This window comes from Burkholderia sp. 567, assembly GCF_040545115.1.
Classification (GTDB): Bacteria; Pseudomonadota; Gammaproteobacteria; order Burkholderiales; family Burkholderiaceae; genus Burkholderia; species Burkholderia ambifaria.
This window is the reverse complement of the sequence record NZ_JBEPLG010000001.1, coordinates 99964-121336: the sequence shown is the minus strand read 5'-3', so window position 1 is coordinate 121336 and position 21373 is coordinate 99964. Positions and strand designations below refer to the sequence as shown.

20 protein-coding genes are annotated in these 21373 nt (G+C 67.6%); 3 read left to right on the top strand and 17 right to left on the bottom strand.

All coding sequences use genetic code 11. From position 1 onward, the window contains the following. Nucleotides 1-103 precede the first annotated feature (103 nt). Nucleotides 104-1525 carry an NAD(P)/FAD-dependent oxidoreductase gene (locus ABIC50_RS00570; protein ID WP_354161021.1) on the bottom strand — a complete coding sequence of 474 codons (1422 nt, stop codon included), beginning with the start codon at nucleotides 1523-1525 and terminating at the stop codon, nucleotides 104-106. 267 nt (nucleotides 1526-1792) lie between these two features. Here ABIC50_RS00570 and ABIC50_RS00565 point away from each other — a divergent pair, with 267 nt between their 5' ends. After that, nucleotides 1793-2440 (top strand): TetR/AcrR family transcriptional regulator, encoded by a 648-nt coding sequence (locus ABIC50_RS00565; protein WP_011655966.1) that lies wholly within the window; start codon nucleotides 1793-1795, stop codon nucleotides 2438-2440. A gap of 69 nt (nucleotides 2441-2509) precedes the next feature. Here ABIC50_RS00565 and ABIC50_RS00560 read toward each other — a convergent pair whose 3' ends face one another. The 4 genes from ABIC50_RS00560 to edd all read right to left on the bottom strand — a co-directional run bounded on the left by ABIC50_RS00560 (nucleotide 2510) and on the right by edd (nucleotide 7108). Next, nucleotides 2510-3013 carry a gluconokinase gene (locus tag ABIC50_RS00560; RefSeq protein WP_006753807.1) on the bottom strand — a complete coding sequence of 168 codons (504 nt, stop codon included), beginning with the start codon at nucleotides 3011-3013 and terminating at the stop codon, nucleotides 2510-2512. A gap of 14 nt (nucleotides 3014-3027) precedes the next feature. Continuing rightward, nucleotides 3028-4389, bottom strand: coding sequence for a GntP family permease (locus tag ABIC50_RS00555; protein ID WP_229061636.1), 1362 nt, complete (start codon nucleotides 4387-4389; stop codon nucleotides 3028-3030). Nucleotides 4390-4605: 216 nt separating this feature from the next. Continuing rightward, on the bottom strand, nucleotides 4606-5232 hold the full coding sequence (gene eda, locus ABIC50_RS00550) for a bifunctional 4-hydroxy-2-oxoglutarate aldolase/2-dehydro-3-deoxy-phosphogluconate aldolase (RefSeq protein WP_105834724.1): 627 nt from the start codon (nucleotides 5230-5232) through the stop codon (nucleotides 4606-4608). A gap of 19 nt (nucleotides 5233-5251) precedes the next feature. Beyond that, the gene (gene edd / locus ABIC50_RS00545; protein WP_138848247.1) at nucleotides 5252-7108 is read right to left on the bottom strand and encodes a phosphogluconate dehydratase; all 1857 of its coding nucleotides are present in this window, start codon (nucleotides 7106-7108) and stop codon (nucleotides 5252-5254) included. 292 nt (nucleotides 7109-7400) lie between these two features. Between edd and ABIC50_RS00540 the strand changes: the two genes are divergently transcribed. Beyond that, a complete protein-coding gene (locus tag ABIC50_RS00540; RefSeq protein ID WP_050013824.1) occupies nucleotides 7401-8249 on the top strand; it encodes a MurR/RpiR family transcriptional regulator in 849 nt (282 codons plus the stop codon). 102 nt (nucleotides 8250-8351) lie between these two features. On the opposite strand, the gene ABIC50_RS00535 is transcribed toward ABIC50_RS00540, so the two are convergent. The 9 genes from ABIC50_RS00535 to ABIC50_RS00495 all read right to left on the bottom strand — a co-directional run bounded on the left by ABIC50_RS00535 (nucleotide 8352) and on the right by ABIC50_RS00495 (nucleotide 17607). Further along, a complete protein-coding gene (locus ABIC50_RS00535; RefSeq protein ID WP_011655962.1) occupies nucleotides 8352-8774 on the bottom strand; it encodes a CopD family protein in 423 nt (140 codons plus the stop codon). A gap of 17 nt (nucleotides 8775-8791) precedes the next feature. Continuing rightward, nucleotides 8792-10063 (bottom strand): glutamate-5-semialdehyde dehydrogenase, encoded by a 1272-nt coding sequence (locus tag ABIC50_RS00530; protein WP_354161018.1) that lies wholly within the window; start codon nucleotides 10061-10063, stop codon nucleotides 8792-8794. Between the two features lie 139 nt (nucleotides 10064-10202). Next, nucleotides 10203-11297, bottom strand: coding sequence for a DNA polymerase III subunit delta (gene holA / locus ABIC50_RS00525; protein WP_229080174.1), 1095 nt, complete (start codon nucleotides 11295-11297; stop codon nucleotides 10203-10205). A gap of 18 nt (nucleotides 11298-11315) precedes the next feature. After that, a complete protein-coding gene (locus tag ABIC50_RS00520; protein WP_011655959.1) occupies nucleotides 11316-11867 on the bottom strand; it encodes an LPS-assembly lipoprotein LptE in 552 nt (183 codons plus the stop codon). Between the two features lie 38 nt (nucleotides 11868-11905). Further along, on the bottom strand, nucleotides 11906-14500 hold the full coding sequence (leuS, locus tag ABIC50_RS00515; RefSeq protein ID WP_229080173.1) for a leucine--tRNA ligase: 2595 nt from the start codon (nucleotides 14498-14500) through the stop codon (nucleotides 11906-11908). Nucleotides 14501-14780: 280 nt separating this feature from the next. Beyond that, the gene (locus ABIC50_RS00510) at nucleotides 14781-15236 is read right to left on the bottom strand and encodes an ExbD/TolR family protein (protein WP_229080172.1); all 456 of its coding nucleotides are present in this window, start codon (nucleotides 15234-15236) and stop codon (nucleotides 14781-14783) included. Between the two features lie 22 nt (nucleotides 15237-15258). Then, a complete protein-coding gene (locus tag ABIC50_RS00505) occupies nucleotides 15259-15927 on the bottom strand; it encodes a MotA/TolQ/ExbB proton channel family protein (protein ID WP_175792056.1) in 669 nt (222 codons plus the stop codon). A gap of 19 nt (nucleotides 15928-15946) precedes the next feature. Next, nucleotides 15947-16744, bottom strand: coding sequence for a 4-hydroxy-tetrahydrodipicolinate reductase (dapB, locus tag ABIC50_RS00500; RefSeq protein WP_105834718.1), 798 nt, complete (start codon nucleotides 16742-16744; stop codon nucleotides 15947-15949). Nucleotides 16745-16809: 65 nt separating this feature from the next. Beyond that, nucleotides 16810-17607, bottom strand: coding sequence for an outer membrane protein assembly factor BamE (locus ABIC50_RS00495; protein WP_105834717.1), 798 nt, complete (start codon nucleotides 17605-17607; stop codon nucleotides 16810-16812). A gap of 141 nt (nucleotides 17608-17748) precedes the next feature. Here ABIC50_RS00495 and fur point away from each other — a divergent pair, with 141 nt between their 5' ends. Next, complete coding sequence (fur, locus tag ABIC50_RS00490; RefSeq protein WP_006753314.1) at nucleotides 17749-18177, top strand: ferric iron uptake transcriptional regulator; 429 nt, start codon at nucleotides 17749-17751, stop codon at nucleotides 18175-18177. A gap of 198 nt (nucleotides 18178-18375) precedes the next feature. Here fur and ABIC50_RS00485 read toward each other — a convergent pair whose 3' ends face one another. The 3 genes from ABIC50_RS00485 to ABIC50_RS00475 all read right to left on the bottom strand — a co-directional run bounded on the left by ABIC50_RS00485 (nucleotide 18376) and on the right by ABIC50_RS00475 (nucleotide 21350). Next, nucleotides 18376-18900, bottom strand: coding sequence for an ureidoglycolate lyase (locus tag ABIC50_RS00485; protein WP_354161015.1), 525 nt, complete (start codon nucleotides 18898-18900; stop codon nucleotides 18376-18378). Nucleotides 18901-18914: 14 nt separating this feature from the next. Continuing rightward, nucleotides 18915-19922 carry an allantoicase gene (gene alc, locus ABIC50_RS00480; RefSeq protein ID WP_165750865.1) on the bottom strand — a complete coding sequence of 336 codons (1008 nt, stop codon included), beginning with the start codon at nucleotides 19920-19922 and terminating at the stop codon, nucleotides 18915-18917. A 105-nt stretch (nucleotides 19923-20027) separates the two neighbouring features. Further along, nucleotides 20028-21350, bottom strand: a complete 1323-nt coding sequence (locus tag ABIC50_RS00475) for a C4-dicarboxylate transporter DctA (protein WP_011655952.1) — start codon at nucleotides 21348-21350, stop codon at nucleotides 20028-20030. Between the last annotated feature and the right edge of the window lie 23 nt (nucleotides 21351-21373).

Below are 21373 nucleotides of genomic sequence, written 5' to 3'. Positions count from 1 at the left end.
ACCGGACGGAAAACGGACGGAAAAAAGCCCGATGCGAGGAAGTTCGCATCGGGCTTTTTCGTTGGCGACCGGCGCGCGGCCAGCGCGTCGGAACACCGGCACCTCAGAACGAGATCATCCGCCCCGGATTCAGCGCGCTCATCACGCTCATCGCCGCCTTCGCGGCCGGAATCGCGATCGGCGACAGCTGCCGGCCGAGCGGAATCTCGCGATGGTCGATGCCGGTCAGCATCGAGAAATCGTCGTTGCGTCCGACGAAGTCATCGCAGATCGCCTTGCCGATCCGCACCGTCTGCGCGACGCCGTGCCCGCTCCAGCCCTGCACCATGTACATCGGCACGCGGCCGTCGGTCTTGCGGCTGTCGGTCGCGCCGTTCAGCGTGAAGTCGCTGACGCCGCTCCAGCAGTAGTCGAGCGCGAAGCGGCCGTCGTGCTGCGGGAACACCGTGTTCAGCCGCGTCAGCAGATACGCGTTGACGTCCTGCTGCGGCCAGCACGAGCCGGTGCCCTGCCCGCCGAACAGCAGCCGGTTGCCGCGCACCGGCCGGTAGTAGTCGATCTGGAACTGCGTGTCGTACACCGGCATGCCGGCCGGCATCAGCGTCGCGACATCGACGTCGAGCGGCGCCGTCACGCTCACATACGTGAAGAACGGCACGGTGGTCGCGCCGCCGTCGTCCAGTAGCCGGAACGTCGTGTTGTGCAGCGCGAGCACGACGCCGCGACGCGCGGTGATCGTGCCGCCCGGCGTCGTCGCGACGACGCCCGCGGGCGTTTCGTCGAGCTCGAGCACCTCGGTGCCCTCGTACAGGGCGCCGCCGTTCAACTGGAAGCCGTGCACGAGGCCGCGCACCAGCGCGAGCGGATGAAGCTGGCCGCCGAGCGCGTCGATCGCCGCGCCGTGATACAGGCCCGAGCGCACGTATTCGTCGTGCAGCTGATGGCGGCCGACCAGCGTCACGCCGGCGTCGCCGAGATGGCGGCGGGCGTCCGCGCCGTCGAGCAGCGCGCTCATGTGGCCCGGGTGGACCGCCGCCGTCACGTGGCCGTTCTTGCGATCGAGGTCGAGCGCGTAACGCGCGCCGATTTCGTCGATCAGATCCATCGATTCGGTCGACGCGAAGCGCCACAGCCGCTTCGCATCGTCGTGCGACAGGTAGTCGATCATGTCGGCGGCTTCCCAGCGCGCGAGGCCCGGCGTGAGCTGGCCGCCGTTGCGGCCCGACGCCGCGGAGCCGACGTGATGCTTGTCGACGAGGATCGTGTCGACGCCCGCTTCCGCGAGATGTAGCGCGGCCGATGCGCCGAGCAGCCCCGAGCCGATCACCAGCACGTCGCACACGGCGTCGTGCGCGAGCGGCGCGCTGTTTTCATGGCGCGACAGCGACGCCTCGTACCAGTTGGCCGGACGCTCGCCGTCGTAGCGGGACGGCTCGCTCCAGTTCCAGTTGTCCTTTTCGATGTTCAGTTGCGTCTGGTCGAAACGCGATTCGCCCTGGATCAGGGGTTTGTTGTTGGTGGTCATGATTGCACTTGCATGGTCTTGGGCCGCCAGTCGAAGGGCCGTGAGGCTTCGCGGGTGGGGCAGCCGGTTCCACTTGGGTGTCAACGAGATAAAGGGCGCGATGGCCCGTGTTGACGGCAGACACGTGTATGTCTGCCTGGATCCCGGGACTGTGCGAAAGCACGTATTGAAAGGTGCCGGGACACCCAATTTCTACACCGCAGAAATAATTCTACAGCGTAGAATATGCTTTCGTCAAGCTGACAGTCGCACGCCACCACCGCCCCCATGAAAGACAAACCCGCCCAAGGCCCGCGCGGCCTCGACAAGGATGCGATCGTCGCAGCCGCGCTCGCGCTGCTCGAAGAGGTCGGCGAAGCCGCGTTCAGCGTGCGCAAGCTCGCGCAGTCGGTCGGTTGCGACCCGATGAGCGTGCTGTATCACTTCAAGTCGAAGGACGGCCTGACCCGTGCGATCGCGAATGCGCTGTCGCGCTCGCTCGTGCCGGTCGACGACACGCTGCCGTGGCGCGACCGGCTGCGCGATCTCGCGCGCCAGTACCGCGCGCTCGCGCTGCGTTACCCGGCCGCGTTCGCGCTGCTGCAGCGGCACATGAGCACCGGGCCGGCCGATCTCGCGCACATCGAGGCCGTGCACCGCGCGCTGGCCGACGCCGGCATCGCGCGCACCGCACTGCCGGCCGTGTGCGTCGGCTGGTATGCGAGCGTGATCGGGCTCGCCGCCGCCGAGGCCGGCGGCCTCACGCGGCCCGCGAACGACGTCGAGCTCGCGGAAATGGATGCGCTGTCCGATACCGCGCATCCGCTCGTCAAATCGGCCGCGCCGCTCTATGCACGGCTCGATCCGGCCGTCGTGCATGACACGATGCTCGACGTGCTGCTCGACGGCATCGCGCGGCACGCGCACGCCGCCTGACCGGCGCGCGCCGCCAACGAAAAAGGCGCCCGAAGGCGCCTTTTTCATGAAGATTGCGGCAAACCGCGCTCAGTGCTGCTGCGCGAAGCCGATCTTCACCATCACTTCATCGACGATCTGTTCGGGCGTCAACTCGATGCTGACCTCGATCGCTTCGTCCGGGCCCGGCTCCTCGAGCGTGTCGAGCTGGCTCTTCAGCAGCGACGGATCGAAGAAATGGCCGGTGCGGCTCTTCAGGCGCTCCTGCAATACCTCGAACGAACCCTTCAGATACACGAACCGCACGTCGGTGTCGGTGCCGCGCAGCACGTCGCGGTACGACCGCTTCAGCGACGAGCACGTGAACACGGCCGTCTCGCCGGCGCGCTGCTTTTCCTCGATGGCCGCGCGGATCGTGCGCAGCCACGGCCAGCGGTCGTCGTCGGTGAGCGGAATGCCGTGATGCATCTTTTCCTTGTTCGCCGCGCTGTGAAACGCGTCGCCGTCGGTATAGCTGCACGACAGGCGTTCCGCCAGCATTTCGCCGATTCGCGACTTGCCCGCGCCCGACACGCCCATTGCGATCAGAATCATTGACTACCCCTTTGTTACAAAACCAGGCTCAGCACCAGCGTGAAGCTAAGACCGAGCACCGAGATGATGGTTTCAAGCAGCGACCAGGTCTTGAACGTCTGACCGACCGTCATCCCGAAGTATTCCTTGATGAGCCAGAAGCCGCCGTCGTTCACGTGCGAGAAGATCAGCGAGCCCGAGCCCGTCGCGAGCACCAGCAGCTCCGGGCTGACCGCCGCGCCGGACGCCGCCGCGATCGGCGCGACGATGCCGCAGGCCGTCGTCATCGCGACCGTCGCCGAACCCGTCGCGAGACGCATCAGCGCCGCGACGAACCAGCCGAGCAGCAGCGGCGACAGATGCGCGTGCTTCGCGGTCTCGACGATCTGCTGCGAGATCCCGCTGTCGCGCAGGACGCCGCCGAAGCCGCCACCCGCACCGACGATCAGCGTGATACCGGCGATCGGCGCCAGACACTCGCCGCAGAACTTCTGGATCTGGTCGCGGTTGAAGCCTTGCAGCTTGCCGAACGTGAAGAAGCTCACCAGCACGGCGATCAGCAACGCGACGTCGGAGTTGCCGGCAAAGCGCAGCAGGTTGTTCGGCAGCGACTTCGGCGCGAACACCAGGTCGGCCCAGCTGCCGACCAGCATCAGCACGACGGGCAGCAGGATCGTGAACAGCGTGATGCCGAAGCTCGGCAGTTCGCGCTTGCGGCCTTCCGTGTGCGTATCGACGAACTGCGCGGCGAGCGGATTGTTTTCCGGCAGCTTCACGAACTTCGAGATCGCCAGCGCGAACAGCGGACCGGCGATGATCGCGGTCGGCACGCCGACGATCAGGCCGAAGGCGATCGTCTTGCCGATATCGGCGCCGTATTGCTGAACGGCCAGCAGCGCGGCCGGGTGCGGCGGGATCAGCCCGTGCACGACGGACAGGCCGGCCACCATCGGCAGGCCGACGACGAGCAGCGACTTGCCGGTGCGCTTCGCGACGTTGAACGCGATCGGGATCAGCAGCACGAAGCCGACTTCGAAGAACACCGGCAGGCCGACGATGATCGCGACGAACATCATCGCCCAGTGGATGTTCTTCTCACCGAACCAGTCGATCAGCGTGGTCGCGATCCGTTCGGCGCCGCCCGATTCGGCCATCATCTTGCCGAGCATCGTGCCGAGGCCGACGACGATCGCGATGTGGCCGAGCGTGCCGCCGGTGCCCGTTTCGAACGACTTGACGATCTTGTCCATCGGCATGCCGACGACGAGACCGAGGCCCAGCGAAACGATGATCAGCACCAGGAACGGGTAGATCTTGTAGCGCGCGATCATCAGGATCAGCGCGGCAATCGCGATCAGCGTGAATACGAGCAGCATGCTGCCTTGGACAGCCCCCATGTGGCACTCCTCCTAGAATTTGTTCGAACCGGGCGAGGTGTTGCGAGTATGCCCGGCTATGCAGGTCTCCGAAACACGGGGTACCCCCGTGAGGACGCTGAATTTTACTTATCTTTGCGGCCCGCGGATAGAACCGGTTCCATCAGCAAAAACCCTCGGTAAAACAAGCACTAAGCGCTCGTTTACCGAGGGCCAAACGATCATTTCGTACAAGTCTTAGCGGGGGAGCTGGCTCGCGGTTTGCGCGAGGCGCGTGACCTCGGCCCAGTCCTGCGCGGCGAGCGCGGCTTTCGGCGTGAGCCAGGAGCCGCCGACGCACACGACGTTCGGCAGCTTCAGGAAACTCGGTGCGCTTTCGGCGGTGATGCCGCCCGTCGGGCAGAACTTCAGCGCCGGGAACGGGCCGTGGAACGCCTGCAGCATCGGCACGCCACCGGCCTGCTGCGCGGGGAAGAACTTGACGATCTCGTAGCCGAATTCGAGCGCCTGGATGATGTCGCTCGGCGTCATCACGCCCGGCAGCAGCGGCAGGTCCGCGTCGAGCGACGCGAGGTGCAGGTCCTTCGTCAGGCCCGGCGACACGCCGAACTTCGCGCCCGCGCGCTTCGCCTGCGCGCAGTGCTCGGGCTTCGTGATCGTGCCGACGCCGACGACGATGTCCTCCGCGAGCTGGCTCGCGCGCTGGATCGCCTCCAGGCCCGCCGGCGTACGCAGCGTGATCTCGAGCACCTTGACGCCGCCCGCGTGCAACGCGCGCGAAACGTGTTCACCCTGCTCGACCGAGTCGAATGCGAGCACCGGAATCACCGGGCCCAGCTTCACGATTTCGCCAATCCTCTTCATTGATGACACTCCTTGAAATTCATGCAGCGACGCCGACGGCCGTTTCGCCGACCAGCGTCCCGAAAACCGATGCGCCCTGCTCGGCCGGCGCGGCCGCCGCGCGGAACACGCCGAACAGTTCGCGCCCGAAACCCGTCTCGTTGTCGGCCTGGTGCAGCGGCTGCGCGACCGCGCGCGCTTGCCACTCGGCCTCGTCGACCTCGATGTCGAGGATGCCGGCTTCCGCGTCGATCACGAGCGTGTCGCCCGTCTGCACCTTGCCGAGCGGGCCGGCCAGCAGCGCTTCCGGCGACACGTGGATCACCGCCGGCACCTTGCCCGATGCGCCGGACATGCGGCCGTCGGTGACGAGCGCGACGTGGAAGCCCTGATCCTGCAGCACGCCGAGCAGCGGCGTCAAACGGTGCAGCTCGGGCATCCCGTTCGCGCGCGCGCCCTGAAAGCGCACCACCGCGACGAAATCGCGCTTCAGCTCGCCGCGATCGAATGCCGCCTGCACGGCTTCCTGCGAATCGAACACGATCGCGGGCGCCGTCACCTTGCGGTGCTCGGGCGCGACCGCCGAAATCTTGATCACGCCGCGGCCGAGCCGGCCCTGCATCAGGCGCAGGCCGCCGTCCGGCTGGAACGGCTCGCGAATACCGCGCAGCACCTTCGTGTCGTGGCTCTCGGCCGTGCCGTCGACCCACGTCAGCTTGCCGTCGATCAGCTTCGGCTCCTTCGTGTAGTGCGACAGGCCCTTGCCGGCGACCGTCGTCACGTCTTCGTGCAGCAGCCCGCCTTCGAGCAGGTTGCGCACCAGGAACGCAACGCCGCCCGCCGCGTGGAAATGGTTCACGTCCGCCTTGCCGTTCGGGTAGATCTTCGCGAGCAGCGGCACGACGGCCGACAGTTCGTCGAAATCGTTCCAGTCGATCAGCACGCCGGCCGCACGCGCGATCGCGACGAGGTGCAGCGTGTGGTTGGTCGAGCCGCCGGTCGCGAGCAGCGCGACGATCCCGTTGACGATCGCCTTCTCGTCGATCACATGGCCGATCGGCGTGTACTGGCCGCGCTCGACCGTCAGGTCGAGCACGCGGCGCGCGGCTTCGGCGGTCAGTGCGTCACGCAGCGGCGTGTGCGGATGGACGAACGCCGAGCCCGGCAGGTGCAGGCCCATCAGCTCCATCAGCATCTGGTTGCTGTTCGCGGTGCCGTAGAACGTGCAGGTGCCGTGGCCGTGATACGCGGCGGATTCGGCTTCGAGCAGCGCGTCGCGGCCGACCTGGCCGGTCGCGAACTGCTGGCGGATCTTCGCCTTGTCGTCGTTCGACAGGCCGCTCGTCATCGGGCCGGCCGGCACGAAGATGGTCGGCAGGTGGCCGAACTGCAGCGCGCCGATCAGCAGGCCCGGCACGATCTTGTCGCAGATGCCGAGGCAGAGCGCCGCGTCGAACATGTTGTGCGTGAGCGCGATCGCCGTGCCCATCGCGATCGCCTCGCGCGAGAACAGCGACAGCTCCATCCCGGGGTTGCCCTGCGTGACGCCGTCGCACATCGCCGGCACGCCGCCCGCGAACTGCGCGACGCCGCCGTTCTCGCGCGCGGCGGCCTTGATGATGTCGGGGAAATCCTTGTACGGCGCGTGCGCGGACAGCATCTCGTTGTACGAGGACACGATGCCGATGTTCGGCTCGCGGATTGCCTTGATCTGGAACTTGTCGCTGCCTTCGAGACCCGCGAAGCCGTGCGCGAGGTTCGCGCACGACAGCGCGCCGCGCGCCGGGAACTTGCCTTGCGCGCCGTCGATGCGCTGCAGATAGGCGGAACGGGTCGATTGGCTGCGGGCGATCACGCGTTCGGTGACTTTCGCCAGAGTGGGGTGCAGCGACGTCATGCTGGGCGCTCCTGTATGCCGGACGACACCGGCGGTTGGAATCGTGGGGACGGTCGAGTACGTCGAACGAACGAAGCAAGTCTAGTAGAAAAACTACATAGACGCAATGCAGATCAACCGGCGTGCAACCCACATTCCCGCCACCAGTAAGGCTTTACCTAGTGAAAACCCTAATTCACCACCCCAATTGAAGCAGAAATTACCGGCATTGGAGCTAGCATTTTCATGTAGATTTTCTACAATTTGATTGCGATACACTCCCTACCCGAACCCCATTTCCATCCGCCGCCCCATGCTGCCTCGCATTGAAGCGATCCGCGCCGAACTGCGCCCGTCCGAGCGCAAGCTCGCCGACTACATCCTCGCCGCGCCGCGCGAGGTGCTCGACCTCGCGATGACCGAGCTGTCGACCCGCGCGGGCGTCAGCCAGCCGACCATCGCGCGCTTCTGCCAGGCGCTCGGCTGCAGCGGCTTTCGCGAATTCAAGATCCGGCTCGCGCAGAGCGTGGCGCCCGGCGTGTCGTCGGTGTATCGCGACGTCGAGCCCGACGAGCCCGCGCCCGGCATCATCGGCAAGGTGTTCGACCGCACGATCGGGGCGCTGATCGAGGTGCGCAACAGCCTGTCGGCCGGCAGCGTCGCCGACGCGATCGCGCTGCTGTCGAACGCGTCGCGCATCGAGTTCTACGGCGCCGGCGGCTCGGGCATCGCCGCGCAGGACATCCAGCACAAGTTCTTCCGGCTCGGCGTGCCGAGCGTCGCGTATTCGGACCCGCACACGTTCTCGATGTCGTCGGCGCTGCTCGGGCCGCACGACGTCGTCGTCGCGATCTCGAACACCGGCCGCACGCGCGACATCGTCGATGCCGCGCGCTCCGCGCTCGCGTGCGGCGCGAAGGTCGTCGCGATCACGCAGAGCCATTCGCCGCTCGCAAAACTCGCGACGGTGAGCCTCGCGTCGAACGTGGCCGAGGAAACCGACGTGTTCTCGCCGATGACGTCGCGGATGTCGCACCTCGCGATCGGCGACATCCTCGCGGTCGGCGTCGCGCTGTCGCGCGGGCCGGCGCTGATGGAGCGCGTCGGCCGCGCGAAGGAGGCAATCACGCGCCGCCGGATCGACGATCCGACGAAGGATTGACGCGCACGACGCGCATATGAAAACGGCGCCCCGAGGGGCGCCGTTTCCATGTGTGCGTCGATCGACCGCCGGCATGCTCGTCGGAAGAGCCGCCGGAAGGGCTCAGAACGGCTTGATCACGGCCAGCGCGACCGCGGCGAGCATGCCGAGCACCGGCAGCTCGTTGAACACGCGATACCACTTGTCGGTGCGGCGGTTCTCGCCGCGCTCGAACACGCGCAGCAGGTGGCCGCAATACGCGTGGTAGACGATGAGCAGCAGCACCACCGTCACCTTCGCGTGGATCCAGCCCTGCCCCTGGCCGATGCCGATCACGAGCCAGAGCCACAGCCCGCATGCGAGCGCCGGCACCGCGATCATCGTCATGAAGCGGAACAGCTTGCGCGCCATCAGCAGCAGGCGCCGCACCGCGGCCGGATCGGTCTCCATGGCCAGGTTCACGTAGATGCGCGGCAGGTAGAACAGCCCCGCGAACCACGCGGCGATCAGAACGATATGGAACGTCTTGACCCAGAGCATTGCCATCAATTGTGCGCCTCGCTTTACTGACGGCCTTCGCCGTGCCCGAGCACGACGTACTTCAGCGACGTGAGCCCTTCCAGGCCGACGGGGCCGCGTGCGTGCAGCTTGTCGTTCGAGATGCCGATTTCCGCGCCGAGGCCGAATTCGAAGCCGTCCGCGAAGCGCGTCGACGCGTTGACCATCACGCTGGCCGAATCGACTTCGCGCAGGAAGCGCATCGCGCGGTCGTGATCCTCGGTGACGATCGCATCGGTGTGATGCGAGCCGTAGTGGTTGACGTGCTCGATCGCGGCGGCGAGGCCGTCGACGACCTTGATCGCGAGCACCGGCGCGAGATATTCGGTGTGCCAGTCTTCGTCGGTAGCATCGACGAGCGGGCCGACGCCCGCCTCGGCGAGCACCGCGCGCGCGGCCGCATCGACGCGCAGCTCGACCTGCTTGTCGCGATACAGCTTGCCGAGTGGCGGCAGCAGGGTCGCCGCGATGCCGCTCGCCACGAGCAGCGTTTCCATCGTGTTGCAGGTGCCGTAGCGGTGCGTCTTCGCGTTGTCGCACACGGTCAGCGCCTTCGCGAGATCGGCGCGATCGTCGACATACACGTGGCAGATGCCGTCGAGATGCTTGATCATCGGCACGCGCGCCTCGTTGATCAGACGCTCGATCAGGCTCTTGCCGCCGCGCGGCACGATCACGTCGACGTAGTCGGTCATCGTGATCAGCTTGCCGACCGCGGCACGATCGGCGGTCGCGACGACCTGCACGGCATCCTGCGGCAGCCCGGCCGCCTCGAGCCCTTCGCCGATCAGCTTCGCGAGCGCCGCGTTCGATTCGAGCGCCTCGGAGCCGCCGCGCAGGATCGTCGCGTTGCCCGACTTCAGGCACAGCGCGGCCGCGTCGATCGTCACGTTCGGGCGCGACTCGTAGATGATGCCGATCACGCCGAGCGGCACGCGCATCTGGCCGACCTGGATCCCGCTCGGGCGGTACTTGAGGTTGCCGATCTCGCCGATCGGATCGGCCAGCGACGCGACCTGGCGCAGGCCTTCGACCATCGTCTTCAGCGCGTTGTCGGACAGCGTCAGGCGATCGATGAACGCCGCGTCGAGACCCTTTTCACGGGCACGGGCGACGTCGCGTGCGTTCGCATCCTTCAGCGCCTGCGCGTCCCGTTCGATCGCGCGGGCCACGGCGTCGAGCGCCGCGTTCTTCGCGGCCGTGCTGGCGCGCGCCATCGCGCGGGAAGCGTGCCGGGCACGGCGGCCCAGGTCCGTCATGTACTGGTCGATATCCATCGTGTGACTCGAGAAGCGAGCCGCTTGGCGCGGCGTGAATTCGTGGGGAAGCGTGAGGCGCGGCGGCAGGCCCGTCGCGCCAGCGTATCGAAATATTGTAAGCGGGTTGCGATGCGTGCGCTGAAGGCCCGGACGGGGCTTAACGCCGCACGCGATCCGCGGGTGGCGGTCGCTCGCCGCGTGCACCCGCGACCGTCATCGCGAGCTGGAACAGGCCGTCCCACGGGTCGGGCGGCGGATCGTCCTGCGAGCGGCGGCCCGGCGTGATCGCCGACAGCCCCTTCACCTGCCGGTCGAGCTTCGCGGCGAACGCGAGCGCCTTCTCGAGCACGGGTTCCGACACGCGGTTCAGCGCGGGGCCGATCAGCCGCTCGCGCGGGCCCCACACGCGGTTCTCGCGCAGCAGCGTGGCGAGCGGCTTGCCGGCCGTCGTGCCACGCTTGATCCGCAGCAGCGTGCGCAATTCCTCGACGACGGCCCACATCACGAGCACGATCGCCTCGCCCTCGCCCTTCAGCCCGTCGATCATCCGCGCGAGCCGCGCGGCATCGCCCGCGAGCATCGCCTCGTTCAGCTTGAACACGTCGTAGCGCGCGACGTTCAGCACCGCATCGTGCACCTGCTCGAACGACAGCACGCCCTGCGGATAGAGCAGCCCGAGCTTCTGGATTTCCTGATGCGCGGCGAGCAGGTTGCCCTCGACGCGCTCCGCGATGAACTGCAGCGCGCGCCGCCCGTCGTCGCCGGGCGCGACGCGCTGGCCCTGCATCGACAGACGCTGGCCGATCCAGTTCGGCAGCTGCGCGCGCTCGACCGGATCGATCTTCAGCGCGACGCCGCCGTTCTGCAGCGCGGTAAACCATGCGGATTTCTGCGTTGCCGCGTCGAGGCGCGGCAACGTGACGAGCATCAGCGCGTCGGGGTTGGGGGTCGCCGCGAGCGTCTTCAGCGCGTCGGCGCCTTCCTTGCCCGGCTTGCCCGACGGAATGCGCAGCTCGATCAGCTGGCGCTCGCCGAACAGCGACATCGCCTGCGTCGCGCCGAGCAGCACGCTCCAGTCGAAGCCGCGCTCGACCGTATGCACCGAACGCTCGGTGAAGCCGGCCGCGCGCGCGGCCGCACGAATGCGGTCGCACGCTTCCTGCGCGAGCAGCGGCTCGTCGCCGTAGACGGTGTAGAGCCCGGCCATCCCCTTCGCGAGGTGCGGCTCCAGCGCATCAAGTCGCAATTGCATCGGTGCGTGCGCCGGCGATCACAGCGGCGGCGGCGGCAGCGGCGCGCGCGGCGCGACGCCCGGCACCACGTCCTCCGGCGCCGGCGTCAGCGAGTGGACGATCGCGAGACGCCGCATCAGCTGGTCGACCGCGTCGTTCTGCATGTCGGCGTACAGAATCTCGGCTTCCTGCGCCTTCGCGTTGGTGTACTGATCGCTGTACGTCATCGCGCGGTTCAGCGCGATCGCGCTCGGCGGGATCAGCAGCGTGCCGTCCTGACTCGTCAGCGTGAAGTTCAACGTGTAGTAGAGCGCATATTCCTGCGCGGAGCCGTACTTGTTGAGCGTCAGCGTGTTCTGCCCGCGTGACTCCGACATGCGCAGCACGGCATCGGCTTCGTCCATCGACTTGACGATCTTCGTGTCGCTGCCGGCCTCGACGAGGCGCACGAGCCGCGCCTCGACGGGCGCCGGCGCGCCGGCCACCAGCAGGCGCTTGAACGCGTAGTCCTGCCGGCCGCGCAACTGGAAACCGCATGCCGACAGCGCGACCGCGCTGCCGACGAGCCCCAAAAACGATCTGCGGATCACCTTCGCTCCTTCTGTGTGCGCCCGACGGCCAATGGCCGTCAGACGACGATGTTCACGAGGCGGCCGGGCACGACGACGATCTTCTTCGCCGGCTTGCCGTCGCTGAACTTCGCGAACGCTTCGTCGGCCACTGCCGCGGCTTCGATCGCGTCGCGGCTCGCGTCCTTCGCGACCTTCAGCGCGCCTCGCACCTTGCCGTTCACCTGCAGCACGAGTTCGATCTCGGCCTGCTCGAGCGCGGCCTCGTCGACCTTCGGCCACGGTGCGTCGAGCAGCGGGCCGAATTCGTCCGCGTAGCCGAGCGCCTTCCACAGCTCGAACGTGACGTGCGGCACGACAGGGTACAGCACGCGCAGCAGCACGCCGTACGTCTCGCGCAGCACGGCGGGCGTCGCGCCCTTCGCGCCGTCGATCGCGTTCAGCATCTTCATCGCGGCCGACACGACCGTGTTGTACTGCAGGCGCTGGTAGTCGAAATCGGCCTGCTTCAGCACGCTGTAGATTTCGCGGCGCAGCGTCTTGTCGGCGTCGCCGAGCGCGGCCGCGTCGAAACCCGCGCGCGCGGCGAGCGCCTCGCGGTTCGTCGCGCCGAAGCTCCACACGCGGCGCAGGAAGCGGCTCGCGCCTTCGACACCCGCGCCCGACCACTCGAGCTGCTGCTCGGGCGGCGCCGCGAACATCGTGAACAGGCGCGCGGTATCGGCGCCGTACTGGTCGATCAGCACCTGCGGATCGACGCCGTTGTTCTTCGACTTCGACATCTTCTCGATGCCGCCGAGCACGACCGGCTGGCCGTCCGTGTTCAGCGTCGCGCCGACCGGGCGGCCCTTGTCGTCGTGCGTGACGGTTACGTCGGCCGGGTTGTACCAGGTCTTCTTGCCGGAGGCGTCTTCGCGGTAGAACGTCTCGTTCAGCACCATCCCCTGCGTGAGCAGGTTCTTCGCCGGCTCGCCGAACTTCACGAGGCCGAGGTCACGCATCACCTTGGTCCAGAAGCGCGAATACAGCAGGTGCAGGATCGCGTGCTCGATGCCGCCGATGTACTGATCCATCGGCATCCAGTAATCGGTGCGCGCGTCGACCATCGTGTCGGCGTCCGGCGCCGTGTAGCGCGAGAAGTACCACGACGAATCGACGAAGGTATCCATCGTGTCGGTCTCGCGCTTCGCGGCCGCGCCGCACTTCGGGCACGAGCAGTTCAGGAACGCTTCCGACTTCGCGAGCGGGTTGCCCGAGCCGTCCGGCACGAGGTCTTCCGGCAGCACGACCGGCAGGTCCTGCTCCGGCACCGGCACGTCGCCGCACGACGGGCAGTGGATGATCGGGATCGGCGTGCCCCAGTAGCGCTGGCGCGACACGCCCCAGTCGCGCAGGCGCCACGTGACCTGCTTGTCGCCGTAGCCGCCGGCCTTCAGGTCGGCCGCGACCGCGTCGACCGCATCCGCATAGCGCAGGCCGTCGTATTTGCCGCTGTTCACGCAGACCGCGGTTTCCTTGTCGCCGTACCATTCCTGCCACGCATCCAGCGAGTACGTCTGCCCTTCGCTCGCAATCACCTGCTTGATCGGCAGGCCGTACTTCTTCGCGAACGCGAAATCGCGCTCGTCGTGGCCCGGCACGCCCATCACCGCGCCTTCGCCATAGCTCATCAGCACGTAGTTGCCGATCCAGACCTCGACCGGCTCGCCCGTGAGCGGATGCGACACCGAGAAGCCCGTCGCGACGCCCTTCTTCTCCATCGTCGCGACATCGGCTTCGGCGACGCCGCCGCGCTTGCATTCGTCGATGAACGCCTGCAGTTCCGGCTTGCCCTGCGCGAGGCGCGTGGCAAGCGGGTGCTCGGCCGCGACCGCGCAGAACGTGACGCCCATGATCGTGTCGGCACGCGTCGTGAACACGCGCAGGAGCGCCTTCTCGCCGTCGAGTTCGTACGGGAAGCCGAAGTTCACGCCGAAGCTCTTGCCGATCCAGTTCTGCTGCATGATCTTCACGCGCTCGGGCCAGCCGAGGCCGTCGAGATCGTTCAGCAGCTCATCCGCGTACTGCGTGATCCGCAGGTAGTACATCGGGATCTCGCGCTTCTCGACGAGCGCGCCCGAGCGCCAGCCGCGGCCGTCGATCACCTGCTCGTTCGCGAGCACGGTCTGGTCGACCGGGTCCCAGTTCACGGTGCCCGTCTTCTTGTACGCGATGCCCTTCTCGAGCATTTTCAGGAACAGCCACTGGTTCCACTTGTAGTAGTCGGGCTTGCACGTCGCGATTTCGCGCGACCAGTCGATCGCGAGGCCCATCGACTGCATCTGGCCCTTCATGTAGTCGATGTTGTCGTAGGTCCACTTCGCGGGCGGCACGCCGTTCGCCATCGCGGCGTTCTCGGCCGGCATCCCGAACGCGTCCCAGCCCATCGGCATCAGCGTGTTGTAGCCGTTCATCCGCAGATAGCGGTACATCACGTCGTTGATCGTGTAGTTGCGCACGTGACCCATGTGCAGCTTGCCGGACGGGTACGGCAGCATCGACACGCAGTAGAACTTCGGCTTCTGCGAATCTTCCCTCGTCTTGTAGGCATCGGCTGCGCGCCAGTCGCCCTGGGCGGCGGCTTCGACGTCGGCGGGTACGTATCTCTCGTGCATGGTGTGGTTCGGACTAGGCTTTAAGCAGCGCGCCACGAGGCGGGCACGCGGAAGTGGACGAAATCGGGCAGCCCGGCGGCGGGAGCAGGCTCACGGTTCTCGGGCCTGCATCATGGTTCCGGATATTCGCCGGGTAACCCGGAAGGTCTCCAGGTTACCCGGCGAAACCCTGCCAACCGGGCGGAAACGACGATTATACCGTCCGTGGCGGGCCGTACGGCCGGGTGTCGCGGGCCGCGGCGCATTCTTGCCTGCATCGGGCTCGCAGGCGGCCGGCAGGTCAGGGTTTCGCGCCCGGGGCGGCCGGCGCGGCGGCGCCTGCCGGCGGCACGTCGGTGACGAAGCCGATCCGCGTGAGGCCCGCGGCCTGCGCGGCGCCCATCACCTGCGCGATCACGTCGTAGCGGGTCGCGCGCGACGCGCGCAGCCTAAGCTCGGGCGGCGCGGCGCCCGCGGCGGCGGCCTGAAAGCGTGCCGGTAGCGCGTCGAGTGCGACGGGTGTGTCGTCCCAGTACAGCTTGCCGGCGTCGTCGATCGACAGCGTGACCGATTGCGGCGTATCGCGCGCGACGCCGGCCGCGACCTTCGGCAGGTCGAGCCGGATCGCATGCGTCATCAGCGGCGCGGTAATGATGAAGATGACGAGCAGCACGAGCATCACGTCGATCAGCGGCGTCATGTTGATCTCCGCCATCGGCGCGGACGTCTTGTGGTGCTCCAGTCCGCCGAATGCCATGGTCGCTCCTCCCGGCTGCGCGTCAGGCGCCCTGCGCGCACACGAATACGTGCAGGTCGCGCGCGAAGCCGTCGAGTTCCTCGGCGAGCTGGCGCACGAGCCGCCCGAGGATGTTGTAGGCGAGCACCGCGGGGATCGCGACGACGAGCCCGAACGCAGTCATGATCAGCGCCTCGCCGACCGGCCCCGCGACGCTCTCGATCTGCGCCTGTCCGCTCGCGGCGATGCTGCCGAGCGCGTGATAGATGCCCCACACGGTGCCGAGCAGCCCGACGAACGGCGCGGTGCTGCCGATCGACGCGAGCAGCACCTGACCGAATTCGAGACGCCGCTGCGAGCGCAGCATCGCGTGACGCAGCGCGCGCAGCACGCGTTCGCTGCGCTCGACGCGCGCGGCCAGCGCGGCCGGATCGTGTTCGTCGGCCGCGTCGCGCGCGGCTTCGGCGAGCGGCACGAACACGCGCTCGCGATCGGCGCCAGCGAGTGCGTCGATGCCTGCGTCGAGCGACGCCGCACGCCAGAACGCGGCGAGCGCGCGCGGCCCCTGCCGCTTCGCGCGGACCAGCAGCCAGGCCTTCATGAGGAGAAAGCACCAGCTGGCGACGGACATCGCCAGCAGCACATAGGCGACGGCGTGCGTGATCGCATCGCCGCTTTCGAGGTAGTGGACAACGCCGGTGGGAATCGCCATCGGAGTTTCCCCGTGAGGGTCAGCGCAGGCCGAGCACGTCCTGCATGTCGAACAGGCCGGCGCCGCGCGCCGACAGGAAGCGGACCGCACGCAGTGCGCCCTGCGCGTACGACACGCGGCTCGACGACTTGTGCGTGATCTCGATCCGTTCGCCGATCCCGGCGAACAGCACGGTGTGATCGCCGACGATGTCGCCGCCGCGCACGGCCGCAAAGCCGATCGTCGACGGATCGCGTTCGCCCGTCACGCCCTGGCGGCCGTACACCGCGCAGTCCTCCAGCGAGCGCCCGAGCGCGCCGGCCACCGCTTCGCCCATCATCAGCGCGGTGCCCGACGGCGCGTCGACCTTGTGACGGTGGTGCGCCTCGATGATTTCGATGTCGTAGCCGTGCGAGAAATGCTTCGCCGCGAACTCGAGCAGCTTCAGCGTGACGTTCACGCCGACGCTCATGTTCGCCGCGAACACGATGCCGATCCGGGCCGCGGCGGCCTGCAGCTCGGCCTTCTGCTCGGCGGTGAAGCCGGTCGTGCCGATCACGAGCTTCACGTCGTGGCGCAGCGCGGCCGCGACGTGCGCGATCGTGCCTTCCGGCCGCGTGAAATCGATCAGGTAGTCGGCCTGCGCGAACACGGCATCGAGGTCGTCGGTCAGCTTGACTCCGGTTTCCTTGCCGAGGAACGCGCCCGCGTCCTGGCCGAGGAACGGCGAATCGGCGCGGTCGAGCGCGCCGACGAGCTGCGCGTCGGAATCGTTGAGAACGGCTTCGATCAGCATCCGGCCCATACGGCCCGATGCACCGGCAATCGCAATCTTCATGGCTTTCTACACGACAGGTCTAAAGGCGGGCGGCGCATGCCGCCCTGTTTCCGCACGCCGGACGCTTACTGGGCCGGCGCGGTGAGCGGCTGGTTCTGCAGGTTGTCGGAGCCTTGCGGGCCGACCGGCGGCGCCGCTTCGTTCGACGCGTTCGGCTGCGGCGGGCGGTGGAACTGGAACTGCGGCTGGATCGCCGGCGCGGCGCCCGGCGGCTGGCCGCCCGGCACCGGCGCGCCGCCCGAAGCCTGCGCGGACGGCGTGAAGCGGCGGCTGGCCGAGCCCTGCCCCGACACCTGGTTGGTCGCGCGGTTCGCCGCGCGCGCCGCCTGGGCGTTCGCATCCTGGTCGACCACCGCGCCGGACGCCAGTCCGGTGGACGGGCTCGCGGCCTCGGCAGCCTGCGCGGCGCTCGCGGCGGCAGCGGCCTCGGCCGCCCGCTTCGCCTCGGCGGCGGCCTTCGCCTTCTTGCCGCCGCGGTCGCCGTCGATATCGGCCAGCAGGTCGAGCTCGGAAGGCAGATTGTCGGCGCCGGTCCAGCTCGCGAGGCGATCGCTCGCGAACGTCAGCACGAGATCGCGCTGCTGGACGACGGACGTCGAGCCGCGCTTGAAATAAAAGAGGTAATCCCAGCGGTCGGCATGGAACATGTCGGCCAGCAGCGGCGTGCCGAGCAGCGCGCGGACCTGCTCGCGCGTCATGCCGGCCTGCAGCTGCGCGGCCTTCTCCTGCGACACGAAGTTGCCCTGCACGACGGTGATCCGATAGGGCGTGATGCTCTGCGCGATACGCTGCGTCACGCTGTCGTACGACGAACAACCAGCCAGCGCGGCAACGGCGGCGGCAGCGATGATGGCACTCCGCATGCGACTCCTCTGAAAGTGCGAAAGAGATTCCGGGAACATTTCCGTCACCGTGCAGGCCCGCGTCGCGAGCCGCGCGTGTTTCTGGAACGGCGAAAAGCCGGTAACATGAAGCCCTGCATTGTACTCTAGGGATGCCTAGCCATGACCAATCCGACGGATCTCAAGAATATCGGGCTAAAGGCCACCCTACCGCGCCTCAAGATTCTCGAGATCTTCCAGCAAAGCCCCGTGCGTCACCTGACTGCCGAAGACGTCTACCGCAACCTGCTCAACGAGCAGCTCGACATCGGGCTCGCCACCGTTTACCGCGTGCTGACGCAATTCGAGCAGGCCGGCCTGCTCACGCGCAGCAACTTCGAATCCGGCAAGGCCGTGTTCGAATTGAATGAAGGTTCGCACCACGATCACCTCGTCTGCCTCGATTGCGGCCGCGTCGAGGAGTTCTTCGATGCCGAGATCGAAAGCCGCCAGCAGGCGATCGCGAAGGAACGCGGCTTCCGGCTCCAGGAACACTCGCTCGCGATGTACGGTTCGTGCACGACGGAGAACTGCCCGCACCGCAAGCACTGATCGAACCCTTCGCGCAAGCGCCACGGCCCGGCCGGCATCCCGCCGCCCGGGCCGTGTTGTTTTCGGAGCCGGAATGAAAGCGGCCCGCACGTGTCGGCTGCGGGCCGGGTCGGAACGATGTTTTTAAGCAAGCGTGCGGCGGCGAGCCGTGCTGCCGCCGCGCGATCGTCGACGCCTGATGCGGCCCTTCGCCGTGCGTCAGGTCGCGCTCGCGCAGGCCGGCTCGAACTCGAGCGCCAATGGTTCGTCGAGCGGAATCTCGTCGCAGTTCGGCTGCGGGCCGCCGCGGTCGACGATCACGAAGTCGCTGACCGCGTCGAGCGCGAGCAGCGGATGGTGCCAGACGCCCTTCGCGTAATTCACGCCCTGCCAGCCTTCGGCCAGGAACGCGCGCATCGCGTCGGGCCGGAACTCGCCGGCCGGCGCGACGACGATCGCGTAGCGCGACACGGCCGCAAGCGGGATGAACGCCTGGCTGCCGTGCGGATGGCGCTCCATCAGCGTGATCGCGACCGGCAGCGCGCGCGGCTGCGCACGAAACACGCTGACGAGCGGCCGGCCGCCGTCCGCGCAGACGTCGATCGTCGCGAGATCGTGAAAGCGCTCGGTCGTGCCGCCGTTGATCGGGAAATGCCGCGCGCCTTCGAGCGCAATCACGTCGCCGAACGGCGCGAACGCTTCGCGGGTCAGGCGCTCGACGCGCAGGATATGGGGTCCGCTCATGCCATTGCCCTCCTTCAAGCCGGCTCGCCCCACAGACGCAGGCGCGACACGCCGCCGTCCGGGAAGATGTTGAAGCGCACGTGCGTGACGGGGCCGAGTGCCGCGAGCTGGTCGAACGTATGCACGTGGTCCATCTGCAGTTTCTGCTCGCCGAGCAGTTCGGCCCAGAACATCGCCTGCGTGACGAGCGAGTCGTCGGTGCCGCCCGCGACCCGCGCGGCCTGCAGCGAACAGCGGTCGGGGAAGTTGCCCTTGAAGAATGCCGTATCGACTTCGACGCGCCGGATGATGCCCGGCCGCGCCAGCGCGACGATCGCCCAGTCGTTGCCGGGCTCGCGGCGGCGCCGCGTTTCCCAGCCGTCGCCCATGTTCGCGCCGCGCCCCGGCATCAGCATCTGCGAGGCCGGACCGAAGTGCTGGTTGTTCGCGGCCACCAGGTAGCCGCCGTTCTCGATCGCCGCGAGATCGACGAGCTCGCCCGCCGGCACGTGGCGCCAGTCGCGCTGCGGCTGGCCATACACGCGCAAGCGCGCGAGCCCGCCGTCCGGATACAGGTTCACGCGCAGGTGCGTGACCGGTTGCGCGTCGTCGACGCCGACATAGTGATGCGAATTGCCCTGCAGCGTCGTCGCGGGCACGAGCGTACGCCATTCGGCGTCGTCCGGCGGCGTGTCGCCCTCCACCGCGCATGCGTCGATCGACGCAGCCGGCGGGAAGTTGCCGGTGAAGTGGCTCGTATCGAGATCGACGCCGTAAATCACGCCCGGCCGCGCGAGCCGGACCACGCAGAAGTCGTGGCCGGTGGTGCGCTTGCGGCGCGTTTCCCAGCCGTCCATCCACTTGCCGTGATCGTCGTACTTGCCGGGGATGAAGACGGCCGGCTCGGGATTGAGCATGCGCTCCTTCGGCGCGAAGAATTCGTCGCTCGCGAAGAGCGCCTGCGCGCCCAGGCGCGGGTCGGCGAGGTTCATGTAGCGCCGCGTGAAGGCCGGCGCGTTCGGATCGAGGATGGGGGCTGCCATGTCGTCTCCACTATTTTTCGAAATGGGCCGGCGCGTCGTGGCGCCGGCCGCGGGAAATGCAATCGCGCGCAGCGGCCAGGGAAAGCCGCTGCGCGCGCGTGATGCTCAGAGCGCGTGAGCCTGGTCGCCGGCGACCGGTGCGCTGCTGCCCTGCGCGTCGACCGCCACGTAGCGCAGCTCGCGGTTCAGCACGCGCGTCGCGCGGGCCCGGTCGATGTCGTTCTCCCACACCGCGACGACCACCGTCGCGACGCAGTTGCCGATCAGGTTGGTCAGCGCGCGGGCGATGCCGACGAACCAGTCGACCGGCAGGATCAGCACGAGGCCGAGCACCGGAATCGCGGGAATCGCCGACAGCGTCGCCGCGAGGATCACGATCGCCGAACCCGGAATCCCGTGCGCGCCCTTCGACGTGACGAGCGACACGAGCAGCACGACGATCAGGTCATGCGTGGACAGCGGCGTGTTGGTGGCCTGCGCGATGAACAGCACGGCGAGCGTCAGGTAGATCGAGAAGCCGTCGAGGTTGAACGAATAGCCGGTCGGGATCACGAGGCCGACCGTCGAATCCTTGATGCCCATGTATTCGAGCTTGCTCATCACCTGCGGCAGCACCGCGTCCGACGACGCCGTGCCGAGCACGATCGACAGTTCCTCGCGCAGGTAGCGGATCAGCTTGAACACCGAGAAGCCCGCGAGCCGCATCACCACGCCGAGCACGACCGTGACGAACACGATGCAGCTCAGGTAGAACACCGCGACGAGGTAGCCGAGCTGCTTGAGCGACGAGACGCCGTACTTGCCGGTCGTGAACGCGATCGCACCGAGCACGCCGAGCGGCGCGAGCTTGATGATGAAGCCGATGATCCGGAAGAACACGTGCGACAGTTCCTCGATGAGGCTGTTCACGCGCTGCGCCTTGTCGCCGAGCAGCGACAGCGCGGAGCCGAACAACACCGCGAACACGAGGATCTGCAGGATGTCGCCCTTCGCGAACGCGTCGATCGCGGTTTCGGGGATGATCTTCATCAGGTAGCCGGCCGTGTCCTTCAGGCTTTCGGCATTCTTCGCGTACGACGAGAGCGACGCTGCATCGAGCGAGCGCAGGTCGATGTTCATCCCGACGCCCGGGCGCGTGAGCCACGCGAGGACGAGCCCGATGCCGAGCGCGAGCGTGGTCATCACCTCGAAGTAGATGACGGCCTTCAGGCCGACCCGGCCGACCTTCTTCAGGTCGCCCGCATTGGCCATCCCGCTCACCACGACGCAGAACACGATCGGGCCGATGACCATCTTGATGAGCTTCAGGAAGCCGTCGCCGAGCGGTCGCAGCGACTCGGCGAAATGCGGGAAGAACGCGCCGAGCGCGACCCCCAGTATCAATGCGACGACTACCCGGCCAAACAGCGAATTGAGGAATTTCGACACGGCGCTCTCCCGATCCAACGGTT

Excerpts from the sequence above, each read along its gene's own strand:
- ABIC50_RS00570 (WP_354161021.1), bottom strand. The coding sequence starts at position 1,525 with ATGACCACCAACAACAAACCCCTGATCCAGGGCGAATCGCGTTTCGAC.
- ABIC50_RS00565 (WP_011655966.1), top strand. The coding sequence starts at position 1,793 with ATGAAAGACAAACCCGCCCAAGGCCCGCGCGGCCTCGACAAGGATGCG.
- ABIC50_RS00560 (WP_006753807.1), bottom strand. The coding sequence starts at position 3,013 with ATGATTCTGATCGCAATGGGCGTGTCGGGCGCGGGCAAGTCGCGAATC.
- ABIC50_RS00555 (WP_229061636.1), bottom strand. The coding sequence starts at position 4,389 with ATGGGGGCTGTCCAAGGCAGCATGCTGCTCGTATTCACGCTGATCGCG.
- eda (WP_105834724.1), bottom strand. The coding sequence starts at position 5,232 with ATGAAGAGGATTGGCGAAATCGTGAAGCTGGGCCCGGTGATTCCGGTG.
- edd (WP_138848247.1), bottom strand. The coding sequence starts at position 7,108 with ATGACGTCGCTGCACCCCACTCTGGCGAAAGTCACCGAACGCGTGATC.
- ABIC50_RS00540 (WP_050013824.1), top strand. The coding sequence starts at position 7,401 with ATGCTGCCTCGCATTGAAGCGATCCGCGCCGAACTGCGCCCGTCCGAG.
- ABIC50_RS00535 (WP_011655962.1), bottom strand. The coding sequence starts at position 8,774 with ATGGCAATGCTCTGGGTCAAGACGTTCCATATCGTTCTGATCGCCGCG.
- ABIC50_RS00530 (WP_354161018.1), bottom strand. The coding sequence starts at position 10,063 with ATGGATATCGACCAGTACATGACGGACCTGGGCCGCCGTGCCCGGCAC.
- holA (WP_229080174.1), bottom strand. The coding sequence starts at position 11,297 with ATGCAATTGCGACTTGATGCGCTGGAGCCGCACCTCGCGAAGGGGATG.
- leuS (WP_229080173.1), bottom strand. The coding sequence starts at position 14,500 with ATGCACGAGAGATACGTACCCGCCGACGTCGAAGCCGCCGCCCAGGGC.
- ABIC50_RS00510 (WP_229080172.1), bottom strand. The coding sequence starts at position 15,236 with ATGGCATTCGGCGGACTGGAGCACCACAAGACGTCCGCGCCGATGGCG.
- ABIC50_RS00505 (WP_175792056.1), bottom strand. The coding sequence starts at position 15,927 with ATGGCGATTCCCACCGGCGTTGTCCACTACCTCGAAAGCGGCGATGCG.
- dapB (WP_105834718.1), bottom strand. The coding sequence starts at position 16,744 with ATGAAGATTGCGATTGCCGGTGCATCGGGCCGTATGGGCCGGATGCTG.
- ABIC50_RS00495 (WP_105834717.1), bottom strand. The coding sequence starts at position 17,607 with ATGCGGAGTGCCATCATCGCTGCCGCCGCCGTTGCCGCGCTGGCTGGT.
- fur (WP_006753314.1), top strand. The coding sequence starts at position 17,749 with ATGACCAATCCGACGGATCTCAAGAATATCGGGCTAAAGGCCACCCTA.
- ABIC50_RS00485 (WP_354161015.1), bottom strand. The coding sequence starts at position 18,900 with ATGAGCGGACCCCATATCCTGCGCGTCGAGCGCCTGACCCGCGAAGCG.
- alc (WP_165750865.1), bottom strand. The coding sequence starts at position 19,922 with ATGGCAGCCCCCATCCTCGATCCGAACGCGCCGGCCTTCACGCGGCGC.